The organism is Verrucomicrobium spinosum DSM 4136 = JCM 18804 (assembly GCF_000172155.1).
Taxonomy (GTDB): Bacteria; Verrucomicrobiota; Verrucomicrobiia; order Verrucomicrobiales; family Verrucomicrobiaceae; genus Verrucomicrobium; species Verrucomicrobium spinosum.
Genome location: NZ_ABIZ01000001.1, coordinates 5,483,534 through 5,506,028, shown reverse-complemented (window position 1 = coordinate 5,506,028; position 22,495 = coordinate 5,483,534). Strand labels below are relative to the sequence as shown.

The following is a 22,495-nucleotide window of genomic DNA, read 5'->3' as shown; positions in this document are numbered from 1 at the left end:
GAGTTGCACAGAGAAAGGACAATTTCTGGTGATGCAGCTCTGTGGGGCTCAACGACCGGCCACCTTGGGCGCCACGTAGGGCACATAATGCTCCACATAGCCAATCATCATCTCGTCGAAAGTCTGCTGACCCCAGCGCACGTTCTTGGTAGGGTCGGGATTGGCGGGGTTGCCGGTGCTGTTGTCGAACACCGCAGTGATCTTCACGGTACTGCCCCGCGGGATGAGCTTGGGCTGGGCCAGATTGTAAGCGAGCTGCCAGTTGAAGTCGTAGCGGGGAATGTCGAGCAACACCTCCTGTTTGCCATCGGGGTAGGTGACCTCGTATTTGAACGCCTTGCCCCGCACATGCATGTGCGCCATGAAGGCAGTCATCATCATGTCCCAGGGGAGCTTCTGCTGGGCGGTTTCCACGTGATTGGCCTCGCCTGCCGGAATGTTGAGCCGGGGCTGGGCCACGGCGTTCACATGCACCACATATTGAGGCGGCTGGGGGGCAAACTTGAAGCCAATTTTCAACTGGTCCTGGGTGGCTTTGCCATTGGGGGTGTAGTGGATCTGGAAATGCAGGGTGGCTCCAGCCGGGAGTTTTTTGGCAAAGCCTTCTGGCAGAATGCGGGAGCTGTTGCCTGGGACGTAGGCGGCGTAGTAGCCCTCACGCTCGGCGCGTTCTTCATCCTTGGTACCTGACTTGCCCTTCTCCACGACCTTCACGATCACGTGGTGCACGACACCGCGGTCGGTGGGAACGATCTCGTAAGACTGAACCCAGCGGTCTTCTGGGAAGTTGGTCGGCACAGTGACATTCTGATAGGGCATGGTGCCCTCCGCCTTGATGTTGATGGGTTGACTGAGCTGGAAGATCGCGTCGGGCTCGCCGATGGACCAGCCGCTGTGGAACTTCCGGGGCAGGGGAGCGTCTGCGATATCGCCTTGAGGACGGCCGGACTCCAGCCACGTGAGGAGTGTGGACTTGTCGTGCCCGTTCAAGGAACGGTCGTTGGCCCAGGGCGTGTCGTGGGTGGAAGGGGTGGGCGCTGCGAACCATGGCGGCATGGCACCGCGGGTCACCTGCTTCTTGATCATGCCGGCATTTTCAATGACGTCGGCATAGGTCTCGAGGCTGAAGGGGGCCAGGCCATCCTTGCGATGGCATTCCACGCAGTTGGCCTGGAGGATACGGGAAATATCACGATGGTATGAGGTCTGGCCGGGAGGGGTGTCCGCCACGGCGGCGGGTTTGGCCGCGTCAAGATCCAGGGCGCATCCTGGGGCACTGGTGGCGGCGATGGAGGGCGACTCACCGCGAAGCTGGGAGGCGAGGGCATCGCGCAGGAACTGCTTGCGGGGAGACTCCAGTTGATAGCCCAAGCCGTACTGATCGTTGATGGCACCGCGATACGTGAGAGTGCGGGCGGCGTCCAGAAGGAACACCTCTGTGGTCACTGTAGCTCTCAGGGTGCGGGAAAGGGCCAGTGATTTGTCATGCACCAATGGTGCGGTGATGCCGAACTTCGTGGCAAAGGCTTTGATGTCTTCCGGGGTGTCCGTGGGGATGGCGTTCACCAGCAAGAAGGCGACGTTGTCTTTGGCACAATCCTTCTGCAAACGGGCGAGCTCCGGACCGAGTTTGCCGCTCAGGGGGCAGGAGGCGCTGAACCATGCCAACACGATGCCTTTGGACGTCTTGTAGTCGCTGAGTCGCTGGGTGCTACCATCGGCAAGAGTGAGCGTGAGATCTGGGATGAGGTGTCCCACGAGGTGATCGCTGGCCTTGAGGACCAGAGGGCCTTCTGTGAGCGTTTTGTCGAGCTCCACAGGAGGTGGAGGTGGCGTGCCGCCGGGATCCAGGCCGTTCTGGAAAATGAGCCCAACCTTCAGGCGGGCTTCGTCCTTGGAGACCACGCCGTCGCCATTGGCGTCCAACCGGCTGCGCCATTCTGCCTGGGGCAGCTCTTGGGAGTCCAGTTGTCCGTCGCCGTTGCGATCCAGGCGCTTGAAGAGCTTCTCCAATCGGGGACCTGCGGCCGCTTCCGCAGGAGAGGTTTGCCCGGGAGTTTCATCCTGCGCTTTCTTTTTCTTGGACAACTGCCAGAGGGCGAGGGCCGCACGGGATTCCTCAAGGGTGAGGGTGCCGTCTTTGTTCAGATCCAGCTTGGGGAGGTAGGCCTCGCCGTTGAACTCGTCTCCGGAGATCTTTCCGTCAGAATCGCGGTCGAACTGGCGAAACTTGTCCTCGATTTCGTCGGCGCGGAGGCTGGTCCAGGGCAGAGCCGCTACGGCGGTGAGGAGAAGGACGGGAACCTTGGGGGTGGGGAACTTCATGGCAGGGCAAAGCGGGAGAAGGTGGTGTTCGAAGCGGGGAGTGGCGGCCAGGCTGGTCCGCCATTCCCCCCTCGTCCTGCATGAGACGATCACACGGCAGGGCTGGTTACGACAGATTCAAAATCCCAGAGGTTTGGATTTCGATGCGATGTCGAGGATCCGCCCCTCAAAGCAGACCGAGTGAGCGGAGGAAAACTTCCGTCTTGGTCTGGGTGTCGTCATAGAGCGGCTGGGTGCGCATCAGGTAGCCGTGGGCACCGCCCTCATTGATGTCGAGTTCGCAGCGATTGCCAGCCTTGAGCATGGCTTCGTGGAAAGCTTTGGCTCCTTTGAAAGGAGTCACGGTATCGCCAGTGCCGTGGAAGACCAGGGTGGGTGGTGCTCCGGGAGTGACTTGGTGGGCGGGGGAGATGGTCTGCCAGTCCTTCCCGACCTTGGCATTGCCATAGCCTTCGGTAGAGGTGTCGATCACGGGGAAGAGCAGGATCAGTGCGTTGGGCTTGCAGGAGACCGATGTGTCTTCACCGGTTTCGTTGACGCCGTCAAAGAAGGCGGTGGCGGCAGCGAGATGCCCGCCCGCAGAACCTCCGCTGACAATGATCTTGGTGGGATCGATGCCGAGGTCCGCAGCGTGCGCGCGGACGTAGCGCACGGCCGTGCGGGCATCTTTGACGCAATCAAAGACCGTCGTCTGGGTTTTGGCGTTGTAGAGGCGGTACTGAACGCTGATGCCCACCATGCCGAGCTTTGCGAAATGGTCTGCAAAGGGGAACATACGTGCGGGGGTCATGCCGACCCATCCACCGCCGTGAATGGTGATGTAGCAGGTGCGCTTGTCGGTGGTCTTGAAGCTAGCGGGTTCAAAGATGTGAAGCTGAAGCTGGCGATCTCCGATGGTCTTGTACGTGATGGAGCGGGTGGGCTGCAGCCCTTCGCCAAGGGTGTCGACGTAGTCCTTGGATTTGGGTTTGGCAGGGGCGGGTGAGGTAGCTGGGGCGGGGATGGGGGAGGTGGCGGGGGGAGTGTCGGCGGAAAGTGCAAAGGAGGTCAGCAGGCCGGAGAGGGCGAGGATGTTGAAGGCGGGCGGGAGAAAACGCATACGACGGTGTAACGATGTGGAGGGGCTGGGTGTTGCAACGGGGTGGGGGCGGGAGGCGGATGCTCGTTCCGGAGGAACGTCGGACAGTAGCCGGTGGTGACAACCACCGGTCTGTCGTTCTCACACGCATTGCGTCCCGGAGGGACGCTGGATCGGATTGCACACGGGAAGATGATGCACCAAATGTATGGGATGCCGTCAACGCATCTGGCTTTCCATGTTCACGTCGTCTTCAGCACCAAAAATCGTGAACCGTGGCTTGCCCCAACGCCTCGGCCTCGTGTCCATGAGTACATCGGGGGAGTACTCACGGCAGAGAACGTTTTTCCTCATATGATTGGCGGAATGGGGGATCATCTCCACGCACTAATTGGCCTACGGGCCACACAATGTCTCGCCGACGTTGTGCAACGAATGAAGAGCGTGTCTTCACGATGGATACACGAGGAACTGCGTCTGGCGGGATTTGCCTGGCAGGAGGGATATGGAGCGTTCTCCGTCAGTCCGTCTCATCTGGAACGAGTGGCGCGGTACATCCAGAATCAGGACAAGCATCACCGGGTAAAGTCGTTTCAAGAAGAGTACATTGAGATGCTCCAAGCGGGTATGGTATCGTACGATGAGCGCTACTTGTGGTAGCGGCCGATCCGGCGTCCCTCCGGGACGCGGGCGGTAGGGTAGGAGATGGTCCGGTGGTTGTCACCACCGGCTACAGTCCGACGTCCCTCCGGGACGGAGGCAGAGGGGAGACGTGTTGGGGGGGGAGTGTCAGTAGTCCGGTAAGGGGGCGAGAAAAACGAACCGCTAGGCGCCCTAAGCACTCGTTTCCTGCAACCGCGCCATCATAAACGCCTCGTATTCCGCCTTGCCGGGCAGTTCCCGATCAACATGGAACGCCTGACGCGTCGTTTGGACAGTTTGTTCAGTTATCGGGTTGAACCCAGACCGGAGCTCTGGCCTGCGATAGACGCCGACACCGCGCTTTTGCCAGCCGGGCAAACTGCCAAAGTTGATGCCGCCTTGCATCAAGAGTTCGTGTTTGGTCCGGACTGAGGCGCCTCGGAGGCGATCAGTGGCTGCGGCAATGCTTGCACCCTGACGGCGCAGGAGCCAGTAGCAGTGGGCATTGAGGGCATTCCTCCATGAATCTTCCTGACGCCAGGAGAAGTATTCTACAACAGACTTCACAGTCATCCCATAGCCCTGCAAAAGCAGCGCCAGAGGCTTGAGTTGGTGATGTTTTGAAGTGCCTTTTGCGAAAGTGATTTCTCAAACGGGGCGGTCCTGCTCCGTTATGCGACGCCTGCTGTCCCATAGACGGGGGGCTCCAGCCCAGGCAGATACACGCTTTGCGGGCTGGCTCGCATCTTCCATGGACCGCCTGCTGTCCCATAGAACGCCAGCAATCTGAGCAGATCCACCCGGCTCCAAGTCACCCCTCGGATCATCGTGAAGAGGCGGGTGAAGCTGTGCGGCCAGCCCGATACTTGTGCCAGGAACCGCAGCAGCACATAGAGCAACAGGGCCGCCCAGAGCTGCCAGCGGATCGCGTTTTTGCTATGTCCCAAAAAATCACAGATGCAGAGCGTTTGCTTGATCTGCTTGAAGAACACTTCAATGCCCCAGCGGCTCTGGTAGAGTTCTCCTACCGTGCTGGCGGCCCATTCTGTCTGGTTGGTGATAAAGGCCATGCGCACTTCCTTGCCGTCAAGCTCCACGAGCATCTCCACCCGGCGCAGCGGGCCGGGATGTTGCGAAAGGCTCCTGGCTCCTTTGAGCACAATGAGGTCATCGCGCAGCACCTTGCCTTGCGGCCGTGCCTGGAGCTTGCGCGTCACCCGGTAGCTCATGTTGTCCTTGGCACGGGTGACCCAGAAGATGCCCCGCCCGGTCAACTCCCAGAGGTGGGCAAAGTTGATGTAAGCCTTGTCAAACAAGGCAATTTCCCCGTCTTTGAGGCTGGCACAAAGCGCGCGGGAGCGCGAGTCATCATGATGAGAGGCTTCTTCGATGATGGCAAAGGCTGGCAGGAAGGTTTGCAGGTTGAGACGCAAATGGAGCTTGGCCGCCGCCTTGCGCTGCCGGTGCTTGGCCCAACTCATACAGTTGGCCACCAGGGCGATGGTGCTGGAGTCGATGGCGTAGATGGCCCGTCTAAACCGCCGGGGCAGTCCTTCATAGCGCAGGCCAAACCCGGGGTGCCGATGCTGGAGATGATCCAACATCTTCCAAAAGAGGGTCTCCATCAGGTCGCTGTCCCGATTCTTATTGGCATGGGACAGGGTGTTGCGGGCTGGCGGTGTCGCTCCGCGGATGGCAGCGAGGGCCCCGGCATGATGCCTCAAGCTGTCGCACACATCGTTGAGACTGATGGAGTGTGTCAGTTGCGCGTAGAGCAGGCTGACCACGTGACTCCAGGAACTGAAGGTGCGCGGCTGGCTGCCGTGGTGGTGTTGAGCGCAGAGGTTCGCGACCAAGTGCCCGGGAATGAGCTTGCAAAGCTGCCCCAGAACGCTTCCAATGACTTTGGCTGGTTTGAATTTCATCTCAGGCCTACCCTGTGTGGGGTAGGCCGCCAGTCACCTTTTTGTTTCGCTGTGGGACGGCTGTGAACAGACTTTTTATTGGGCAGCGGGATGATCCGGCAGTCAAAAGCTGCTGGCATGCCCAAACGGAGCGAAAACACCGCCCCAGCCTCTGAGGCGAGGATGGAGTTCCATTTTCGCAGTTTGCGTTGAAAGGTTTCATCTTCAGCGCGGAATAGCAGGGAGATCTCGTCGCTCTGGGTATAGGCGTAGATGGCCTGGAATCCGCAATTGCAGAGGTGCAGAGCGGTTGCGGCCATGTAGTCGCTAAAGCGGAGATCGAAGGGGGCTTCGAAGTTGGCGATTTCTTTGGTCAGCCGGGTGAAGGACCGACCATCGACACGCGCCACCGCAAAGACGCCCGGCATGAACCGTGCGTCTTCCAGGGCTTCCAGGGCCCTCATTTTGTTTTCAAGATCATCGAATCTCACAAGCATATTCCTCCACGATAAACGAGCCTGCTTCGATGCGGACGACGCTCAATTGATCATAGCCTTCATCGTACGAAGGCGGTTCGAGGTTCTTGGCGGCGGTCAGGATGGCCACCTCCGGGACCCGGGCCATGCCGGTGCGGGTGGTGTTGCGTCGCAACGCCTCTTCCACATCGGCATCAAAGAAGTACCCATGAATGGAGAAGTGATTGAGCCGCGCGCGACGGATGTAGTCCGCCCTGGCCGCCCGGGTGAGGTTCGTGTTGTCCACGACCATCTGGGCCTTGCCTTCCAGACAGGAGCGGTAGAGGATGGACTCCCGGTGGCGGGTGCGCAGCATGTCGAGGTTGATGCGGACGTGCGTGTCAGCAAACCGTTGCTTGTAAAACAACGACTTGCCTGAGGCCGGGATGCCGGTGAAGAGCATGAGTTGCATGGGGAGGTGGCACGATGGCGTGAGTTCTGGAATGGAGAAAACTCTGCCTTTGCAGGTTCCATGACTATTGAGTCAGGTATGAAGGGCCGTGTGAGACGGTGATGCTGGCGGCGTGCGACCGGAGTCAGTACGGCGGCAAGAGCCGGCGGAATCCGTGGCAGAGGACCACAAACAGGAACAAGAGGTTCCGTGGCAGCACCAGCGCCCAATGCGGTTTGTCTGGAATGGTCGGCGATGGAGAAGTCGGGTTAAATGCGGCCAGATGTCTGCCTAGATCAAGCAGGTACTCTTGAGTGATCGGCCAGTCGCACCAGCCTTTTCTCCATGGGGCGGGGATGCCATGGATGCCAACGTCAAGGCCAGCCAGGGCTCCGGCCATGGCAGCAACCGTGTCGGTATCACCGCCGCAACGAACCACCTCGGTAAGGGTGTCCGAATAGTTGCCGCGATGGTGGAGCCAGGCATAGAGCGCCATCGGAACGCTGTGGTAGATGTATCCAGACACACGTCGGGTGCAGCCAAAGCGAGCGGCATATTCGGAAACAGATGCTTGTGCTCCATGGCAGCTTTGGATCAATGACACGGCGTTACGCCATTCTTGATCCATGCTGAGACTTTCCCAGTTGAGAAACAATTCCTTCAAGGGGGCGTCTGCTGCGCGGATCCACGCGGCGGAATGGGCCAGGGCCAGGGCTCCGGTGAGGGCCTTGGGATCCGTGTGAGTCAGTCGCGTGGATGCGGTGACGTACGGTGTTATGAGGTCTGGTGATCCAGACAGAACGGCACCGATGACGCTGCTGCGCATGCCAGGTCCATTGCCGGCGGAGAAGACGCCATTTCGTCCTGGTTTCCATCCCAGCCAGAGTTTGACCAGGGCGTGCGCGGTGGCGAGCCCGACTCCGGCAGGCAGGAGCAGCAGCCACCATCGCAAATGTCTGGCCAGAGTTGTTTGAAACAACGCAGTGTCTCCCTGGGACTTCAGAATGGCCAGGGCGGTGAAGACGAGGTGCTCGGTATCATCACTGCCCATGCCCCGTCCCGCGATGAAGCGATGCGTGAGCGGCCCTGGCCAGAGCCGGGCGATGCGCTGTCGGGTGAGTCCTTCCGAAGGAAGGCCCAAGGCATCGCCCAGCGCGGCTCCCACCACGAGCCCCTGCAGGCGTTCAACGACCGGAATGTTATTGGGGGCCATAGTTGGCGACCACTTCAATGGTGCCTACGATGTGGTCATTGAACTCTTCCAGCTCTTCGGCCGGAACCCAGAGTTCTTCGTGCTGAGAGCCACCCACGACCTGTCGGTCGAATCGCGAGATGTACACGGCATCGATCTCGAACTTCAGGACATGTCCCGAGCCAGAGGCTGCGACATTCCAGTCCCGGGCAATTTGTGCTGCATAGACCTCATTGAGCACGGGGTAGAAGATCGGCTGGTCTGGGAGGCGAGGCGGGAAGCGCTTCCAGGCCGATGCCGAGATTAGTTCCAACTCTGCGGGACCGACAGGGCGATACAGCGTGACGGTTGGCTTGGGTGCGGCGCTCATTGGGGATGAGGGGAAGGCGGCTTGGAATGCATTCAGCACGGGAGTGCCTGAAGAGGAATCGTAGATCGCAAAGACAACGCGTTGGAAGGTTCCCCCGAATGGCCCGTCGGGTCCGAGCAGTTCTGCGAAAACCTGTGCCACTTGGGCAGGATCATTGCGGAACACCCCACATCCCCAGGCTCCCAGAACCAGCGCATCCACGCCTTCTGCTGCGGCGACGTGAAGCACGCGCTGGGCCCTGCGTCGCAACGTCGGCAAGATCTCATCGGCTCGTTCTGGTTCATTGCGGTGCACAGCGCCGGCATTGGGGGCCGGTGCGGTGATAACTCCTGTAGTGAACGGTGCGTCGAGCCAGGTGCCATCATCGCTGCGGAGGAAGGGGATGTCGGGCGACCAGATGATCCAGTCCGTATAGAGGCAGGTACCACAGACCCGGTTGGTCTCGTAGTAAGCGGGCTGGATGAGCAGACAGGGATAGAGTCCCGACGCGGCAGCGAGGGATTCTTCCTGAGCCAGGGCACCGTTGAGAAAGCCGCCTCCAGGATTCTTGGCGCTGGCGAAATTCAGGCAGGCGATATGACCCGCTCCGTCTGCCTGAAGCTGACGCAGGGCGCTGATGGTGCTGGTTGGCCGTACTTCGACGTGCGTAGTGTACCTTCTACTGAGGACGGGAGGCAGACTGGCATCGGGAGCAAAGCCCCGGCTGCCTTGCATGGCATGGGCAAGGCTTGATTTGATGTCCACCCACTCACGGCGGACATTGGTGTAACCACCGTTGTCCAGCGCCTCGAGGGTGGTGCGGGCCATTTCTGCCCGTGAGCTTCTCTTGCCGGAGATCTTGGTTGTCATGAGGGGAAATCGATAAAGCGGGCGGGCACATGGTCAGTGAGCCAAACCCCGTTGGTTGAGAGATAAAAGGGGTGTCCCGCGGTGTGCATGGTGCTGGCCTGGACAGTCAAAACGACCGGCTTGCCGTGACGCGTGCCAACGATGCGAGCGATGGCGGGATCCGCAGAGAGATGAACATGATGGCGCTCGCCTTTGACCAGACCTTGGGACCGTATGGGATCGAGGAAATCTTCCACTGTGCCGTGGTGGAGCACGGCGGGCGGAACCTGTGGAGTGTAGCCCAGATCGACTTCCACAGAATGTCCCTGGGAGGCCCGGATGCGGGAACCATCGGCATTGAATTCGAAACGTTTCTTCTCGTTGGTGTTGACCAGAAGCTGGAGCGTGGGGAGGTCCAATCCGGGGCCATGACGATTGCAGGCATCGATCAATTTGTCAGTCGAGGCCCAGCCTGCCTCATCCAGCACGAGGCCGATTTCCTCAGGTTTGTGGCGGAGTACGAGACTGAGAAACTTGCTGGTTTGAGTGAGAGGCTTGGGGGAAGGTTGCATTGAATAACGAAACAGGGTGTTTGAACGGTGCTGGTTAAGACGAACGCAGCCGATCTCGCAATTCCATGAGCAAGATGCCGAGACGGTTCTTTCCAGAACCGTCGCCGCCATCGGCCCAGTACGAGTCGTTTTTGGTGTGTTCGATAAGTTGCGCTTCACCTGTGGACAGGAGGAGGGATTGCAGATCCTGGTGTTGCGTGAACTTCGCGCGCAGGGCTTTCCTCATGACGTCATCTTTCGCCGAATCCCAGTCCTTGCGAAGGGGTCGCTGGCGGGATCGGCCCATGCGTGCGGCCACCATGGGGGAGGCGATCATTCGAATCGCTTCCTCATGTTCTGTGCCGACAAACTTCTGAGCCTGAAAGTAGTGCTCCGTGGTGGGCCAGCGCTTGTTGTTTAGTACGAAGGGATGCGCGGAGAAGTTGGAGAACGCGCCGTACGTTCCCTTGGTGCTGTAGAAGAGGATGGGTTCCATGAAGGGGGAGTTAGAGACTGAAGTTGAAACCTTCTTTGCGGAGGCGTTCGTAGCGGCGTCGGTCAAAGGACCAGAGGGCGGCGGCACGATGAGCCACGTCTTGTTGGACTTCGCCTGTGTCTTTGAGCAGGTCCATGGCGAGGAACTTTTTGCGAAAGTTGCGTTTGTCGAGAACCTGACCCAGCACGGCCTCGTAAAGATGTTGCAACTGGGTGAGGGTAAACTTGGGGGGAAGAAGCTCGAAGCCGATCGGCTCGTACCGGATCTTGGACTGAATGCGGCGGTGCGCGGTCTCGAGGATCTGGTCGTGATCGAAAGCCAGTGGGGGCAGTTCGCTCAAGCTGAACCACGCGGCCTGTGCGGCATCGGTCGCAGCCTGAGGAGGATGATCCAGCAGATGCACCAGGGCCATGTAGGCGACAGTGATGACATGCTCACGGGGGTCTCTCTCGGGGGCGCTGAAAGTGTAGAGCTGTTCCAGAAAGACCTTATGCAAGCCCGCCTCCTCCTGCAGTTCGCGACGTGCCGCTTCATCGGTGGACTCACCCACCCGGACGAAACCTCCCGGAAGGGCCCACTTCCCTTGGAAGGGCGGGAGGGCCCGCTGGATGAGCAAGACGCGCAGTTCGTTTTCTGAGGCGTCATACCCGAAGATCACGGCGTCCACCGTGAGGGCGGCTCTTGGGTATTCGTAGGTGAAGCTCATGGTGTCACATCTACACTATGCATTGTGTTATTGCAACACTAAGGTGTGGGCTCGATGCAAACTTGTGCAATGAGGCAGGCCGTGAAATGGTCTCTTAATCCTCCCCCACCGATGATGAGCGAACCCCACGAGACCTTTTTTGCTTCAGGAATTCTGTTCGCTCACTTTCACCTCGATCCGGTTGGGCGATGTGCCTCGGGGCATGCTTTCTGGAACTACCCAAGCGGCAAGAGGTGGATCGAGGGGAGCTATGCACTCGGGGTGCGTTGCGGGCTGTGGAGGGAATATTCCGAGGAGGGAGAGGTGCTGAGTCTGGTGGAGTTCGGCGAGGGGGAGTATGCAAAGTCGCAAGCCGTCCCGGCCTTGTCTGACATTGCAATGACGCCGGAGAACACCTTGCTTCTGGTGGAGGAGCATGGGTTCAAACGCTGGTTGTGGATCATGGATCGCCCCGCAGCGGACTTATTAGACTGGTGGAGAGGGCTGTTTTCGGTGGAGCCGTACTTTTATGGCCCCGGTCCCTTGCCGGGGACGTTGATCGAGGTTCGGGGTCAGGAAACCGAAGAAGTCTGGGATCGCTTGAGCCTCACCGGCCTTTGTCATCGAGGACATTTGCACGAAGACGACGATTCGTGGATCGAGTCGCCGACAGGGGAAAAAGTGCATTGCCGGGCGTATGACGTGCACAGTTTCTTTGAGGTGGCTTGATCGAGGCTATGGGGGGGATACGAAATGATTGGTGCGATAGTTTGATCATCGAACCGAGGTTCGCGTTGTCCACGTCAGAACCTGGGCGGACAATGGGTTCGGAATTGTGGCAGGAAACATGGACGTGCATTCCTGCGGCGACTGAGCCGACGGGTACCGTCGGACTACTCCTGGTGAGTTCCTCGGGAGTAGTTCGGACGTGCCGTCCGATGTTGGGAGCGGAGGGGATAGTGTGCTGAGGACTCTCAGGGGTGACGGCCGGTCAGACCGCCGCAACTCCTTCGGAGTAGGTGATCGTCACTTGCTTACCCAACGGAGACTCGCTGGAAGCTCGTCAACGTTGGGCTTGTCGCATCATCCTCTTCGAGGAAGGGATTCCAATGAGCCCGTCAAGCATGGTTCATGGATCGTGGCTTTTGCTGAGTTCGTCCACGTCAATGCCCTGAACCGCCCCACTCCTTCTTCCATTCCAGCACTTGCTTGTCCTTCAGCAGTTGCTCGCGGAGCTTTGCTTGATCCACCTTCTGCACGGTGACTCCCGCATCAAGTGCCTGGCAGGCGGCGGTGGCGGCGGACTGGCTGGTAACCATGAAGACGGGCTCCATGCGGATGCTGCTGAAGGCGGTGTGGCTGGCGCTGAGGGCGAAGGTCACGTAGAGGTTGGTGCATTCTGAGGCCTTGGGCACAATGGCGCTGTAGCCAATCGGATAGGGCGGGGCGCCGTCGCGACCGCCGGCGGTCTTGCCTTCTCGTTGCACCACGCCGTCTTTGACGATGCGGCGAATCTCATGAGTGTCGGTGCCGTAGGAGCCCAGGCCCACGGAATGAGCGGCGACCTGTCGGCCGAAGGTGTGATGCTCAGTCAGCACAAGGTCGGACACCATGCGGCGGGCTTCGCGGATGTAGAGCTGGTGGGGCCAGCCGCCGTTGTCGTTGAACTCATCTGTGGGCAGGCCATAGCGCTTCATATCCGCGCGGACTTTCTCGGGCACAAGGGGATCGGTGGCCAGGAAGTGCAATAGGCCCCGGTGATAGTTCTCGTGTTCCTTTGCGATCTCAACGCGTCGATCGTACGAGGCCTCGGGCCACTCCCAACTGGCTCCGGGGAGATTGCCGCCAAACGTGGCGGTGTTGAAATCCCACTTGTCATGGGGCAGGGCGTCGTGCTTGGAGAACCAGCGGAGATCCATGTCATCCCCCATGGCCAGGCAGCCAGCGATGAATCTGGCCACGAGTTCGTAGCGTTTGGGATCGTAGTCAGTGGGAGGTGAAATGGGGAGCCGGTCAGGGGCAGTGCTGAGGCAGAGGCGGAAACAGTAGGCCTGGACACCGGGGGCGGGCTCACCAGGAGTGCCGGGGTCTCCCGCATTCAGCAGTGGCAGCAAGCCACTCTTTGGATCGCCAGGGACGACATAGGGATCGAGGGGCAGGTCCCGGTCCCAGACACCCTGTCCACCCTTCACGCGACCAGTGGGGCCTGGCTTCAGGTGGTTGGTGCGGGGCTGATACTTTGGATCATAAGAAATACCATTGTATGTCTCGCCATACTTGGCGTTGCCTTCCCGGGTGATGGTGTAGCTGACGCCGGCTTTGGCCATGAGATCGCCTTCATACGTGGTGTCCACATACATGCGGGCGCGAATGGTTTGACCGCCTTCCAACACGATTGCCTTGATGTTGGCTCCATCTTTCTCTGCTTTGGCGAGCCGACTGTCGAAGCGTACGGTCACACCTGCCTCCTTGACCATGTCGTTGAACACTTGTTCAGCGACGTGGGGTTCAATGGAATAAGCGCCGCCCGTGGCGGGGCCGCCTCCTTTGCTGATAAAGGGCTTGTCCCACTCCAGCGTCTTGCCATAGCCCGCCACGAGCCGGGTGAAGTATTCCCTCGCAATGCCGCCCACCGTTCGAGGATCGCCAATGTCCACCGCGCTGAGGCCACCCGAAGTCATGCCTCCCAGATGGCGGCCTGGCTCCAGCAGCAGCACCTTCTTCCCCATGCGGGCGGCCTGGACGGCGGCGGCCACGCCACCTGAGGTGCCGCCGTAAACGCAGACGTCCGCCTCTGAGATGGCCTCGGGTGGAGATTGCGCCCACGCGGAGAGGGAGCAGGCGAGGAGAGTGAGGAAAGTGGGGCGTTTCATGGGTGTCAAAAAGAACGCCATCCCTCGGGTCGCCCTAGCAGGTCAGATGAAGTGACCAGTGTCGGACGGAGGGATGGCGTGTGAAGAGACTCCGCGAGCTTGATTACTTGGCCGCGGTCGGAGACATCAATTCCTGAACGGTCCAGAAGGTGGTACGGCCTTCCGTGGCAGCGCGCACTGCCTTCACTTCGTCCACCGTGATGGCCGGGGCGCTGTTGCCAAACTGGCTGCGAATGTAGGTGGCGACGTGGGCAATCTGTTGATCGTCCAAGCCCATGGGGGGCATGGGAATAGGAGCCGCCACGCCATAAGTCTGCCCGGAGACGGTGATGGGGCCGGTGAGACCGTGGATGACAATCTTGATGAACGCCGCCTTGTCGCCGCTCACCCACTCACTCCCCGCCAGAGGGGGATAGATGCCGGGCAGGCCTTTGCCCTCTGGTTGGTGGCAATTAAGGCAGAGGGCGTCATAGATGGTCTTCCCGGGATGTTCTACTGTGGCACCCTGGTTGGCCAGATCCCGCACATACGCGACCTGGGTGGCACTGCCGCCGAAGGTGAGCTGGCCAGCAGCGAGCGCGGGTTTCCAGACGGGTTTCAGACCGCGCACGGACTGCTTGAGGGCGTAGTCCAGGAACTTGTCGCGAGGCTGATCCAGCACCTGCATAGCAGCCTCCACTGCGGCGGGTTGCTGGAAATAGCTGGCTGCCACGACAGCCTCCAGTCTCACTCGGGGATTGGTGTCGCTGGCTGCCTTTTTCAGCAAGGCCAGGCACTCTGGCAGACGATCCTGCCACGCAGCAAGCACGCGGGCACCGTACGCACGGACGCGGCTGTCCTGGGCAGCGGCAAGCTTTTGCAGCACCTCCAGGCTCGGAGATTCATGAGCCTCGTACACGCCGCAGACTTCCATGAGCAGGTGCTCGTTTTCAGCCTTGGACAGGTCCAGCCCTGCCACCAGAGCGTCAGCGGCTTTCAGGGCATCGGCAGTGGGGGTGTCAAAGAGCAGGCGCTTGGCCTGATAGCGGGTCCAGCGCTCCGGGGAGCGGAGTTGCTCCAGCAGTTCAGTCGGCTTCATGGCCGCCAGATTGGGCTGCTTGACGGGTGTATAGCCCTTGGCAGTGATGCGCCAGATGCGCCCGTGTCTGCGGTCCCGGCGAGGATCCGCGTAGCTGGCCTGGTAGTGACCAATGACAGGATTGAACCAGTCGGCGAGGTAGATGGCCCCATCAGGGCCCACGCTCACATCCACCGGGCGGAAGGCTGTTTCACTGGAGCGCAGCAGTTTGGGCAGTTGTTCGCTCTTGAACCCGGAGCCGTCATCCTTAAGCCGGTGCAATTCCACCACGTTTCCAAAGTAGCCGCCAATGAGGGCGCAGCCCTGGATGTCTTCGGGCAGGGCCTTGGTGCCGATGAAATCAATGGCGGTGGTCTTGGGGCTGGTGTCGAAGAGGGCTCCCGTGGGGTGATACTCGTCGGGATCCGCGAGCTTGGCCATCCCGGGAACGGTGTAGTAGCCCACGGGGCGGTCGCCGCTCTTGTGGAAGACTTGGTTGTAGTCGTCAAACGCGACGCCCCAGCAGTTATGGCCGGCCTTGCCGCCATTGAAGAAGGCGTCCATGCGCCGGGTTCGAGGATTCCACCGCCAGACCCCGGCCTTGTCCAGACGGGAGAGCCCCCACTCCGTCTCCACGCGGGAGAAGGCATGCAGGCCCTGGCTGAACCACAGGGAGCCGTCTGGACCGTGGCAGATGGAGTTCACGAGTTGGTGAGTGTCCCCAATGCCGAAGCCGGAGTAGAGCACCTGTTTTACATCCGCCTTGCCGTCGCCATCGGTGTCTTTGAAGTGGAGGATCTGGTCGAAGTCGCACACGTACAAGCCGCCGGCACCGGGTTCCAGGCCCTGGATCATGGTGAGCCCTTCCGCGAAACGGTGGGACTTGTCGGCCCTGCCGTCGCCGTTGGTGTCCTCCAGCACGAGCACATAGTCGGAGGGCTTCACACCCGGAATGGCCTGGGGGTAGGTGGGGGAGCAGGCGACCCAGAGGCGGCCTTTTTCATCCCAGGAGAATTGGGTGGGCTTGGCCACACCTTCGATTTCGGAGGCAAAGAGATTGGCCTCATAGCCTTCCGCCAGGGTGAAGCTGGCGAGCTGAGCTTCAGGAGTCAACGGTGCCTTCTCCTCCTGGACAATCTCGGGGGCGGCAGGTGGTTCCGGGGGCTTCTCTCCCTTGGCCAGAGCATGGAGGCGGGCATCCAGACCGGCGATGAGGGGCTTGTGTTTCTCAAAGCTCTCGCGCAGCGAAGGCTCGTCTCCGCCCGCCTTGCCGAAGAGCTGGGTGATTCGATCTCCATACACAAAGGACCAGTTGGCCGGACGCCAGCAGTCGAACCAGAGGCGGTTCTTCTCGACAATGGCCTCGCGGAGCGGGCCGAGGTTGTCTGCTTCGCTGACGCTGGCCCCCAGTTGGGTGGCGATGAGCTTCGCCACCGTCCGCAGACCCTCGGCATTCAGATGCAGGCCGTTGTCCGTGAGCCGGGGCGATCCGGAGGGGCGCTGGGAAAGGGGGGTGAAGAGGTCCACGTAAATGGCTCCCCGGTGGCGGGCGACATCCTGGATGGCTTTGGCATACGCGGCAACATCTTCGTTGCGCATGGTCAGATCCGGTGCCTGAGGGGAGGCTGGCTTTTCAAAAGGAATGGGGGAGATGAGGACGAGGCGCGGCGTGCGGGAGGCAAACTGGTCAAGCAGACGGTGGTACGCGGAAACAAACTCCGGGATGCGGGCTTTGCCATCGAAAGACTCCACCTGGCCAAACTGGGCCAGCACGGTGGTGGCTCCCGTGGCGTCCAGCTGGCCTTTCCATGAACCGAAGTTCAGGTCGCGCCATTGTTCGTACACCGTGTCGCCTTCCCAGGCCATGGAGCGGAAACTTGGCTCACGGCTGGCATAGGACGAGGTGAGGATGGCCTCCAACTCGCCAGCCTTCTGTTCCCTGACCAGATTTGCCTGGCCTGTCAGGGCGATCACCTCGTTGTCCCCCAGCTGAAATTTGCCCCCTTGCCATGGAGCCAGGGCGGTCTTCAGGGCAGGGGAGTCGCCAAAGCGATTCAGCACTTCTTGTTCAGACGGCACGAGGGCATCCGGCAGCACCTCCAGTTTGATGTCCCGGAAGGCGATGACCGCTTTGCAGTTGCCGTGGATCTGGAGGGCGATCACACCATCGGCATCGATCCCTGCCTCACGCTCCACGTAGTCGATGGTCAGTTTATCATTCAGAAAGATGCGGATCCGTGGCCCTTCGGCGCGAATTTCGTACTTGTTCCACTCGCCGGGCTTTTCCGTGCTGGTGATCAAGTTCTTGTCCGCCGTGGCCATCATCTTCTTCCGGCGGGACTCGTCGTAGAGACACCCGGTGTATCCCGCTCCGATGTCCGCCTGGAAGCCAGACATTTCATTGGGAGGATTGGGAATGCGCTTGCTGCGGAACTGCACCCCGCCGTTCACAAAGCCCTCCGTGCCCACCAGTTTGTATTCCAGCTGCAGGGTGAAGTTTTTGTAGCTCTTCTTGGTGGTCAGGAACTCATTTTGGGGATTTCCCTCCATCGAGCCCCCCACGATGGTGCCGTCAGCAATCCGCCAGACTTTTGCCGTCTCACCCTCCCAGCCGTCGAAGGTCTTGCCATCGAAGATGGGAACAGGGGCAGCGAAAAGGGGGCTGGCGCAGACGAGTGCGGCGATGACAGCGAAGCGGGGAGGCGGAAACAGCATGGGACCGGTGGAAGGGTGAGGAGAAAATGAGGACGGAAGGAAAGGGAATACCCCCTCCGATCTTTCACAAGTCCTGATTCCAGGCGGTTTCAAGCTGGCCTGATGTCGGCCTAGTAGCTGTCTCGCACGTCCGATCCCTTGCTGGGCGGGGCGATGATTGGAGCGGGCAGGGGGCCCATTCCGGCATCTCCGTGCCGCTTCTGGTCCTTTAATGCATCGGCGATGGCCCTGGCCAGCTTGGCCCGGTACTCCGGCGTCTTGAGGAGGGCTGCTTCCCGGGCATTGGTCAGGTAGCCGCATTCCACCAGCACGCAGGGGATCTCAGGGTTGCGGGTGAGCCGCAGCCGGCGTCGCACCAGACCGCGGTTGCCAGCTTCCACCGTGCACGCGGTCGTCAGGTTCTTGTGCAGTCGGCGGGCCAGGGAGGAGCTGTCCACCCGCCACCAGTAGGTCTCTGGACCAGCCAGGCGACGCGGGCCGTAGTTGAAATGGATGCTCACCAGCACGCCGCCATCGTACCGGTTTGCCTTCCGGACCCGGTCTTCCAAGTCCACGAACTGGTCCCCGTCACGAATCATGACGACGCGGAAGTCTCCCGCCAGCTCCTTTTTGACGCGTTGGGCAATGTCCAGGGTCAGGGTCTTTTCCGTCTGCCCCCTGGCGCGCGCGCCGGAATCCTTGCCGCCATGACCGGCGTCCAACACCACGGTGCCAAAGCCCTTGGGTCCCGGTTTGTTGCCGTACACGCTCTCGTGAGGAGTCTGACAAGCTGCCAGGAGGCTGAACAGGACCAGACAGGACAGTCTGGGCAGCAGTCGCCCAATGGGGGAGGTGGGAGCAGACATCATTGCTACGAGTCGCAGGGGGTGTGCCGAGGACGCCTATTCATGTGTCGTGATGTGCGTTTTTCAGTGTTTGTGACCGGGGTGGTGCCAAATAGCTGGCCACATCCGCCCAGTCGTGGGGTACGACTGTGGTGGGCCCCATGGCCTGCTCAAGCCCTCCGGGCTGCGGCTACTCACCCGCGATGGGGCTGACAAATGATGGACTGCAACTCGAACGGCTCCAAGTTTGGGGGTGCTGTGCGACCTCCTCTGCCGCACCATCCGGAAGGAATCGGCGTTTGGAGCTCCTTTTAGATCTTCAGAAAAAAGCCTCCGGTCCCGTCATGGACCCGGAGGCTTTTTCCCGATGCGGGGAGCCCTTGCTCAGCGGCTGTACGGGCCGCGAAGCACGCGGTCGTTGTAGGTGTCCGCTACATAGAGGAGGCCGTCTGGCCCGAGGCGCACCCCATGAGGGCGGCGCAGTTCGGTTCCTAGGAAATCACTGCCGATCTTGGTGCCCGCCTTGGGGGGCTGTCCAGCGATGAGCTCGATCTTCCCGGTTTTCGGGTCGAAGCGGCGGACGCAGTGGTTTTCCGTATCGCAGATGAGCACCCGGTTCTCCGCGTCCATGGCCACATACTTGGGCCCGTTCATCTGGGCATCCCGGGCGGGGCCACCGTCCCCGCTGTAGCCTTTTTTACCGCCGGCATTCACCACGGTGTTCACTTTGCCATCCTTCACCGCGACGAGGGAATTGCCGCCGCGGAGCAGCACATAGAGCGTGCCGTCTTTGGCCTGGGTGACGGCACGGGTGTCTCCCATAGGGGCCTCCAGCGCGTTGGTGCCGTCGGTTGGCAGGCCTTTCTGCCCGCTGCCTGCCACGGTGGAGATCCTGCCGGTGGCCAGATCGATCTCGCGGGTGCGATGGTTCCCTATGTCTGCGACATAGTAGCGTTGCCGGTCTGGTGATAGCGTCGCCGTCATGGTGATATTGAAGCTGGCCGCCGTGGCGGGACCGCCGTCCCCGCCAAAGGCCGCCTTGCCCGTGCCGGCGATGGTGGTCACAGTGCCGGACTTCAGGTCCAGTTGGCGCACTCTGTGGTTAAAGGAGTCACCCAGGATGGCTTTGCCATCGTTGGTGATCTGGATGTCATGCATTCCATTGAAGAGGGCCTTTTGCGGATCACTGCCATCTCCCACCTCGGCGAGGCCCTTGATCTTCTCGGTGTTGTGTTGCACGCCGGCGATGAAGTCCAGCTTGCCGTCCTTCCAGCGGAAGACGCGGTTGGATTTGGTGAACTCCACGCCGTAGAGCGTTTTGTCTGTGTCGAAATCCACGCTGAACGGCTCTGAGACCGCAGCAGTTATGGGGGCTCCAATGATCTGTTCAACTGCAGCCTGGAGTCCCGGCGCGGTGGAGGTGGCAGCCAGCAGAAGTGAAAGAGCGAAGCGTATTTTCATGGGGTGCGGATTCAGCTATTCAAAATCACACGTGAGCTTGACCTACTTCTTCTTCATCACGCGGACGCGGTGCGCCTCGCTGTCTCCAATGAAGACGGAGCCATCCGCATCCACATAGATGCCGTGCAGGCGGGCCATTTTGCACTTGAGCGGATCACCGTCAGGACCATCGCCTTTTTCACCCGTGCCAGCGAGAAGTTCCAGGGTGCCGGTCTTGGCCATGATGACGCGCACCGTGTGGCTCTCCGTATCCGCCAGCCAGGCGTTGCCTTCAGCGTCGAGTGCAATGCCCTTGGGGCCTTTCAGTGTGGCCAGCTTGGCTGGTCCACCATTTCCGGTGAAGCCACTGGCTCCGGTGCCAGCGATGTGATGGATGATGCCTGCCTTCAGATCGAGCTTGAAGACCTGGTTGCCCTCACGGGTGGCCAGCCAGAGGTTGCCCTCTTTGTCAAAGTCCATGGAGCGGGGGCCCTTCAATGGCGTTCCCTTGATGGGGGCACCATCGGGTGTCGGGCCAGGCTTGCCAGTCCCGGCAAAGGTGGAGATCTTGCCGGTCTTCATGTCGATTTTTCGGATCACATGGTTGCCGATGTCGCAGATGTAGAGGTCGCCATCCGGACCAAACTGGATGCTGTGCGGTTGCTTGAGCTCGGCCTTCTCCGAAGGGCCGTCGTCACCGGTGTAGCCTCCACGCCCTGTTCCCGCGAGGGTGGTGATGATGCCAGTCTTCGCGTCCACCTTGCGGATGGCGTGGTTCGACATGTCGGCGATGTAGTAGTTGCCGGCCTTGTCGAAACGGATCTCGTGGGGGAGGTCAAAGGACGCCGCCGTGGCGGGGCCACCATCACCGGTGTATCCTTTTTTTCCGTTGCCCGCCATGGTCTCGATCTTGCCATCAGGTGTGACACGGCGGATGCGCTGCCCGGTGTACTCCGTGTACCAGATGGCACCATCCGGTCCACGTACGACGCCAAAGGGATTGTCCATCTGGGCTTGGGTGGCTGGTCCACCATCGCCAGAGAAGCCCTTCACGCCAGTGCCGGCGAAGGTGGAGATCGTCCACTCGGCTGCCTGCAGGCAGGGCGAGAGGAGGGCGCATGCGAGACCGGTGACCAGGAGGAGAGATGGGTGTTTCATGGTTGAGTAATAAAACATCAGGACGGAATCGTTGAGAATTGGACGCGATTGCCGGCAAAAAGACAAGGCTGCAGTCGCCAGTAGAAGAGGGCTCAGGGAGGCAACGGAATGTTGGAGACGCCCGAACGGCCGGGATGGAACAGGTTGCCGGAAAAATGCAGCCCCTGGGCTTCGGTGGCGATGCGTACGGCATATTCGTACTTGGGCTTGGCCTGACCTTCAGTTCCTGCCACCGCGGCTTCATCGCGATCTGAGTCGTAGATCACATTTCCCTGGATCACGACGTCGGCGAGCGGAGGATTGTGTGGCTTCTGACGGTTGTCGAAACGAATGGGCGTGCCCTGACCCTCCCAAACCCAGGCGGAATGCCCTCGGCCGAAATCGGAGATGATGTTGTTGGCGATGATGGAGCCCCCATCCACGTTGGGTGGAGTGGCCGGCTTGCCCTCAGCCGCTGGAGCCGCCCCATGGGAGCTCGCTCCCGGCATGAGTCCAATGCTCCAGAGGTCGTTTTTGATGAACTGGTTCCCGGTGATGATGACATTCCTTGAACCATGCATCGCCTTCATGCCCATGAAGGAATTGTTGATCACGTTGCCGGAGAGGATGACGTGGTCCGAATGCAGGTCCACACCCTGGGCGGCGTTTTCAATGTGATTGTTCAGGATCCGGGTCAGGTCGCTCGACTCCGGAGCGGTGACGATGATGGCGGAGCCCTGGTGCCAGTTCGAGACGAACTCCTCACCCCATGTTTTCTGGCTGACGATGGTGCCTTTCTGCGGGTTCTTTTTCACGAACTTGCCCAGCCCATGCTTTTGTTGAATCTCCCGGGTGGGCAGCAGATCCTCTTCCACCACGCGACAGCCGGTGATGCTGGTGCCCTGGCTATAGGAAACTGCGATGCCCGTGCCGTCGATGCAGTTGAAAGCATAGCCCCAGTCTGGGCTGTTCGTTCGGTCATCGATGGTGAGACACATGTAGTTGCGCACCCGGCAGTCGCGGATGTCCGTGCCCTGGCTCTCCCGTATGGCGATGGCCGCGGAGCGGGTCCGGTTGTTGATGACCCGAATGCCATCCAGCACCAGATCGCGGCATTTGATGGCCACCACGCCCTCGGCCCGCGTGATCTCGTTGTCCTTCGCACGGGTCAAGGTGAGCCCTCGCACCGTCACATCCCGTGAGTCCTGGATGATGAGGATGGGCACCTCAGGATTCTGCTGGATGATGCGCCCTTCACCATAGAGCCCGCTGTGATCGTGATGAAGCCGCAGGGGGGCGGAGATCAGGTGATCCCCGGCCGGCACGTGGACCATCGTTCCCGGGCTGGCGTCCAGGGCTGCCTGGATGGAGAACGGTGGGTCGTTCGGCTCGGCCCCACGGGTCCCGCTCAGAGCCAGGAGAATGATAAGCAGCTGTGCCAGAGGGCAGGCGATGCATGTGTGCGGCATGAG

Annotated in this window: 19 protein-coding genes; 2 read left to right on the top strand and 17 right to left on the bottom strand. The window is 60.5% G+C overall.

Annotated elements, in window-relative coordinates; translation table 11 throughout:
- Positions 1 to 48 precede the first annotated feature (48 nt).
- Positions 49 to 2,325 (bottom strand): redoxin domain-containing protein, encoded by a 2,277-nt coding sequence (locus VSP_RS22410; protein WP_009963494.1) that lies wholly within the window; start codon positions 2,323 to 2,325, stop codon positions 49 to 51.
- Between the two features lie 166 nt (positions 2,326 to 2,491).
- Positions 2,492 to 3,424: an alpha/beta hydrolase gene (locus tag VSP_RS36785; RefSeq protein WP_009963493.1), complete on the bottom strand. Its 933-nt coding sequence runs from the start codon at positions 3,422 to 3,424 to the stop codon at positions 2,492 to 2,494.
- A 171-nt stretch (positions 3,425 to 3,595) separates the two neighbouring features.
- Here VSP_RS36785 and VSP_RS22400 point away from each other — a divergent pair, with 171 nt between their 5' ends.
- Complete coding sequence (locus tag VSP_RS22400) at positions 3,596 to 4,063, top strand: transposase (protein WP_306301574.1); 468 nt, start codon at positions 3,596 to 3,598, stop codon at positions 4,061 to 4,063.
- Between the two features lie 174 nt (positions 4,064 to 4,237).
- On the opposite strand, the gene VSP_RS36780 is transcribed toward VSP_RS22400, so the two are convergent.
- The 9 genes from VSP_RS36780 to VSP_RS22355 form a co-directional block, all read right to left on the bottom strand.
- Entirely contained in the window at positions 4,238 to 4,618 is a 381-nt protein-coding gene (locus VSP_RS36780) for a tRNAHis guanylyltransferase family protein (RefSeq protein ID WP_009963489.1), read from the bottom strand.
- Between the two features lie 98 nt (positions 4,619 to 4,716).
- Positions 4,717 to 5,970, bottom strand: coding sequence for an IS4-like element ISVsp5 family transposase (locus VSP_RS22390; RefSeq protein WP_009960198.1), 1,254 nt, complete (start codon positions 5,968 to 5,970; stop codon positions 4,717 to 4,719).
- A complete protein-coding gene (locus tag VSP_RS36775; protein ID WP_198141211.1) occupies positions 5,967 to 6,413 on the bottom strand; it encodes a tRNA(His) guanylyltransferase Thg1 family protein in 447 nt (148 codons plus the stop codon). Before VSP_RS36775 ends, VSP_RS22390 begins: the two co-directional genes overlap by 4 nt.
- A 13-nt stretch (positions 6,414 to 6,426) precedes the next feature.
- The gene (locus tag VSP_RS22380) at positions 6,427 to 6,876 is read right to left on the bottom strand and encodes an AAA family ATPase (protein ID WP_009963484.1); all 450 of its coding nucleotides are present in this window, start codon (positions 6,874 to 6,876) and stop codon (positions 6,427 to 6,429) included.
- Positions 6,877 to 7,000: 124 nt separating this feature from the next.
- Positions 7,001 to 8,068: an ADP-ribosylglycohydrolase family protein gene (locus tag VSP_RS22375; RefSeq protein WP_009963483.1), complete on the bottom strand. Its 1,068-nt coding sequence runs from the start codon at positions 8,066 to 8,068 to the stop codon at positions 7,001 to 7,003.
- On the bottom strand, positions 8,055 to 9,266 hold the full coding sequence (locus tag VSP_RS36770) for a TIGR02452 family protein (protein WP_009963482.1): 1,212 nt from the start codon (positions 9,264 to 9,266) through the stop codon (positions 8,055 to 8,057). Before VSP_RS36770 ends, VSP_RS22375 begins: the two co-directional genes overlap by 14 nt.
- On the bottom strand, positions 9,263 to 9,817 hold the full coding sequence (locus tag VSP_RS22365) for an RNA 2'-phosphotransferase (protein WP_009963481.1): 555 nt from the start codon (positions 9,815 to 9,817) through the stop codon (positions 9,263 to 9,265). Before VSP_RS22365 ends, VSP_RS36770 begins: the two co-directional genes overlap by 4 nt.
- Positions 9,818 to 9,851: 34 nt before the next feature.
- Positions 9,852 to 10,292, bottom strand: coding sequence for a riboflavin biosynthesis intermediates N-glycosidase (gene ybiA, locus VSP_RS22360; protein ID WP_009963480.1), 441 nt, complete (start codon positions 10,290 to 10,292; stop codon positions 9,852 to 9,854).
- 10 nt (positions 10,293 to 10,302) lie between these two features.
- The gene (locus VSP_RS22355) at positions 10,303 to 10,998 is read right to left on the bottom strand and encodes an NUDIX hydrolase (protein WP_009963479.1); all 696 of its coding nucleotides are present in this window, start codon (positions 10,996 to 10,998) and stop codon (positions 10,303 to 10,305) included.
- A gap of 111 nt (positions 10,999 to 11,109) precedes the next feature.
- Between VSP_RS22355 and VSP_RS22350 the strand changes: the two genes are divergently transcribed.
- On the top strand, positions 11,110 to 11,706 hold the full coding sequence (locus VSP_RS22350) for a toxin-antitoxin system YwqK family antitoxin (RefSeq protein ID WP_009963477.1): 597 nt from the start codon (positions 11,110 to 11,112) through the stop codon (positions 11,704 to 11,706).
- Between the two features lie 434 nt (positions 11,707 to 12,140).
- Here VSP_RS22350 and VSP_RS22345 read toward each other — a convergent pair whose 3' ends face one another.
- From VSP_RS22345 to VSP_RS22320, 6 genes are all read right to left on the bottom strand, one after another.
- Complete coding sequence (locus tag VSP_RS22345; RefSeq protein ID WP_009963475.1) at positions 12,141 to 13,850, bottom strand: FAD-dependent oxidoreductase; 1,710 nt, start codon at positions 13,848 to 13,850, stop codon at positions 12,141 to 12,143.
- Between the two features lie 103 nt (positions 13,851 to 13,953).
- The gene (locus tag VSP_RS22340) at positions 13,954 to 17,622 is read right to left on the bottom strand and encodes a PVC-type heme-binding CxxCH protein (RefSeq protein WP_009963474.1); all 3,669 of its coding nucleotides are present in this window, start codon (positions 17,620 to 17,622) and stop codon (positions 13,954 to 13,956) included.
- 110 nt (positions 17,623 to 17,732) lie between these two features.
- Positions 17,733 to 18,470, bottom strand: coding sequence for an N-acetylmuramoyl-L-alanine amidase family protein (locus VSP_RS36765; protein WP_009963473.1), 738 nt, complete (start codon positions 18,468 to 18,470; stop codon positions 17,733 to 17,735).
- A gap of 360 nt (positions 18,471 to 18,830) precedes the next feature.
- Complete coding sequence (locus VSP_RS22330; protein ID WP_009963472.1) at positions 18,831 to 19,907, bottom strand: NHL repeat-containing protein; 1,077 nt, start codon at positions 19,905 to 19,907, stop codon at positions 18,831 to 18,833.
- A gap of 42 nt (positions 19,908 to 19,949) precedes the next feature.
- Entirely contained in the window at positions 19,950 to 21,044 is a 1,095-nt protein-coding gene (locus tag VSP_RS22325; protein ID WP_157211003.1) for an NHL repeat-containing protein, read from the bottom strand.
- Between the two features lie 92 nt (positions 21,045 to 21,136).
- Complete coding sequence (locus VSP_RS22320) at positions 21,137 to 22,492, bottom strand: right-handed parallel beta-helix repeat-containing protein (RefSeq protein WP_009963470.1); 1,356 nt, start codon at positions 22,490 to 22,492, stop codon at positions 21,137 to 21,139.
- Positions 22,493 to 22,495: the final 3 nt, after the last annotated feature.

What these genes read in the sequence shown, in the direction of transcription:
- VSP_RS22410 (WP_009963494.1), bottom strand. Translation starts at nt 2,325, where the DNA reads ATGAAGTTCCCCACCCCCAAGGTTCCCGTCCTTCTCCTCACCGCCGTA.
- VSP_RS36785 (WP_009963493.1), bottom strand. Translation starts at nt 3,424, where the DNA reads ATGCGTTTTCTCCCGCCCGCCTTCAACATCCTCGCCCTCTCCGGCCTG.
- VSP_RS22400 (WP_306301574.1), top strand. Translation starts at nt 3,596, where the DNA reads ATGATGCACCAAATGTATGGGATGCCGTCAACGCATCTGGCTTTCCAT.
- VSP_RS36780 (WP_009963489.1), bottom strand. Translation starts at nt 4,618, where the DNA reads ATGACTGTGAAGTCTGTTGTAGAATACTTCTCCTGGCGTCAGGAAGAT.
- VSP_RS22390 (WP_009960198.1), bottom strand. Translation starts at nt 5,970, where the DNA reads ATGAAATTCAAACCAGCCAAAGTCATTGGAAGCGTTCTGGGGCAGCTT.
- VSP_RS36775 (WP_198141211.1), bottom strand. Translation starts at nt 6,413, where the DNA reads ATGAGGGCCCTGGAAGCCCTGGAAGACGCACGGTTCATGCCGGGCGTC.
- VSP_RS22380 (WP_009963484.1), bottom strand. Translation starts at nt 6,876, where the DNA reads ATGCAACTCATGCTCTTCACCGGCATCCCGGCCTCAGGCAAGTCGTTG.
- VSP_RS22375 (WP_009963483.1), bottom strand. Translation starts at nt 8,068, where the DNA reads ATGGCCCCCAATAACATTCCGGTCGTTGAACGCCTGCAGGGGCTCGTG.
- VSP_RS36770 (WP_009963482.1), bottom strand. Translation starts at nt 9,266, where the DNA reads ATGACAACCAAGATCTCCGGCAAGAGAAGCTCACGGGCAGAAATGGCC.
- VSP_RS22365 (WP_009963481.1), bottom strand. Translation starts at nt 9,817, where the DNA reads ATGCAACCTTCCCCCAAGCCTCTCACTCAAACCAGCAAGTTTCTCAGT.
- ybiA (WP_009963480.1), bottom strand. Translation starts at nt 10,292, where the DNA reads ATGGAACCCATCCTCTTCTACAGCACCAAGGGAACGTACGGCGCGTTC.
- VSP_RS22355 (WP_009963479.1), bottom strand. Translation starts at nt 10,998, where the DNA reads ATGAGCTTCACCTACGAATACCCAAGAGCCGCCCTCACGGTGGACGCC.
- VSP_RS22350 (WP_009963477.1), top strand. Translation starts at nt 11,110, where the DNA reads ATGATGAGCGAACCCCACGAGACCTTTTTTGCTTCAGGAATTCTGTTC.
- VSP_RS22345 (WP_009963475.1), bottom strand. Translation starts at nt 13,850, where the DNA reads ATGAAACGCCCCACTTTCCTCACTCTCCTCGCCTGCTCCCTCTCCGCG.
- VSP_RS22340 (WP_009963474.1), bottom strand. Translation starts at nt 17,622, where the DNA reads ATGCTGTTTCCGCCTCCCCGCTTCGCTGTCATCGCCGCACTCGTCTGC.
- VSP_RS36765 (WP_009963473.1), bottom strand. Translation starts at nt 18,470, where the DNA reads ATGATGTCTGCTCCCACCTCCCCCATTGGGCGACTGCTGCCCAGACTG.
- VSP_RS22330 (WP_009963472.1), bottom strand. Translation starts at nt 19,907, where the DNA reads ATGAAAATACGCTTCGCTCTTTCACTTCTGCTGGCTGCCACCTCCACC.
- VSP_RS22325 (WP_157211003.1), bottom strand. Translation starts at nt 21,044, where the DNA reads ATGAAACACCCATCTCTCCTCCTGGTCACCGGTCTCGCATGCGCCCTC.
- VSP_RS22320 (WP_009963470.1), bottom strand. Translation starts at nt 22,492, where the DNA reads ATGCCGCACACATGCATCGCCTGCCCTCTGGCACAGCTGCTTATCATT.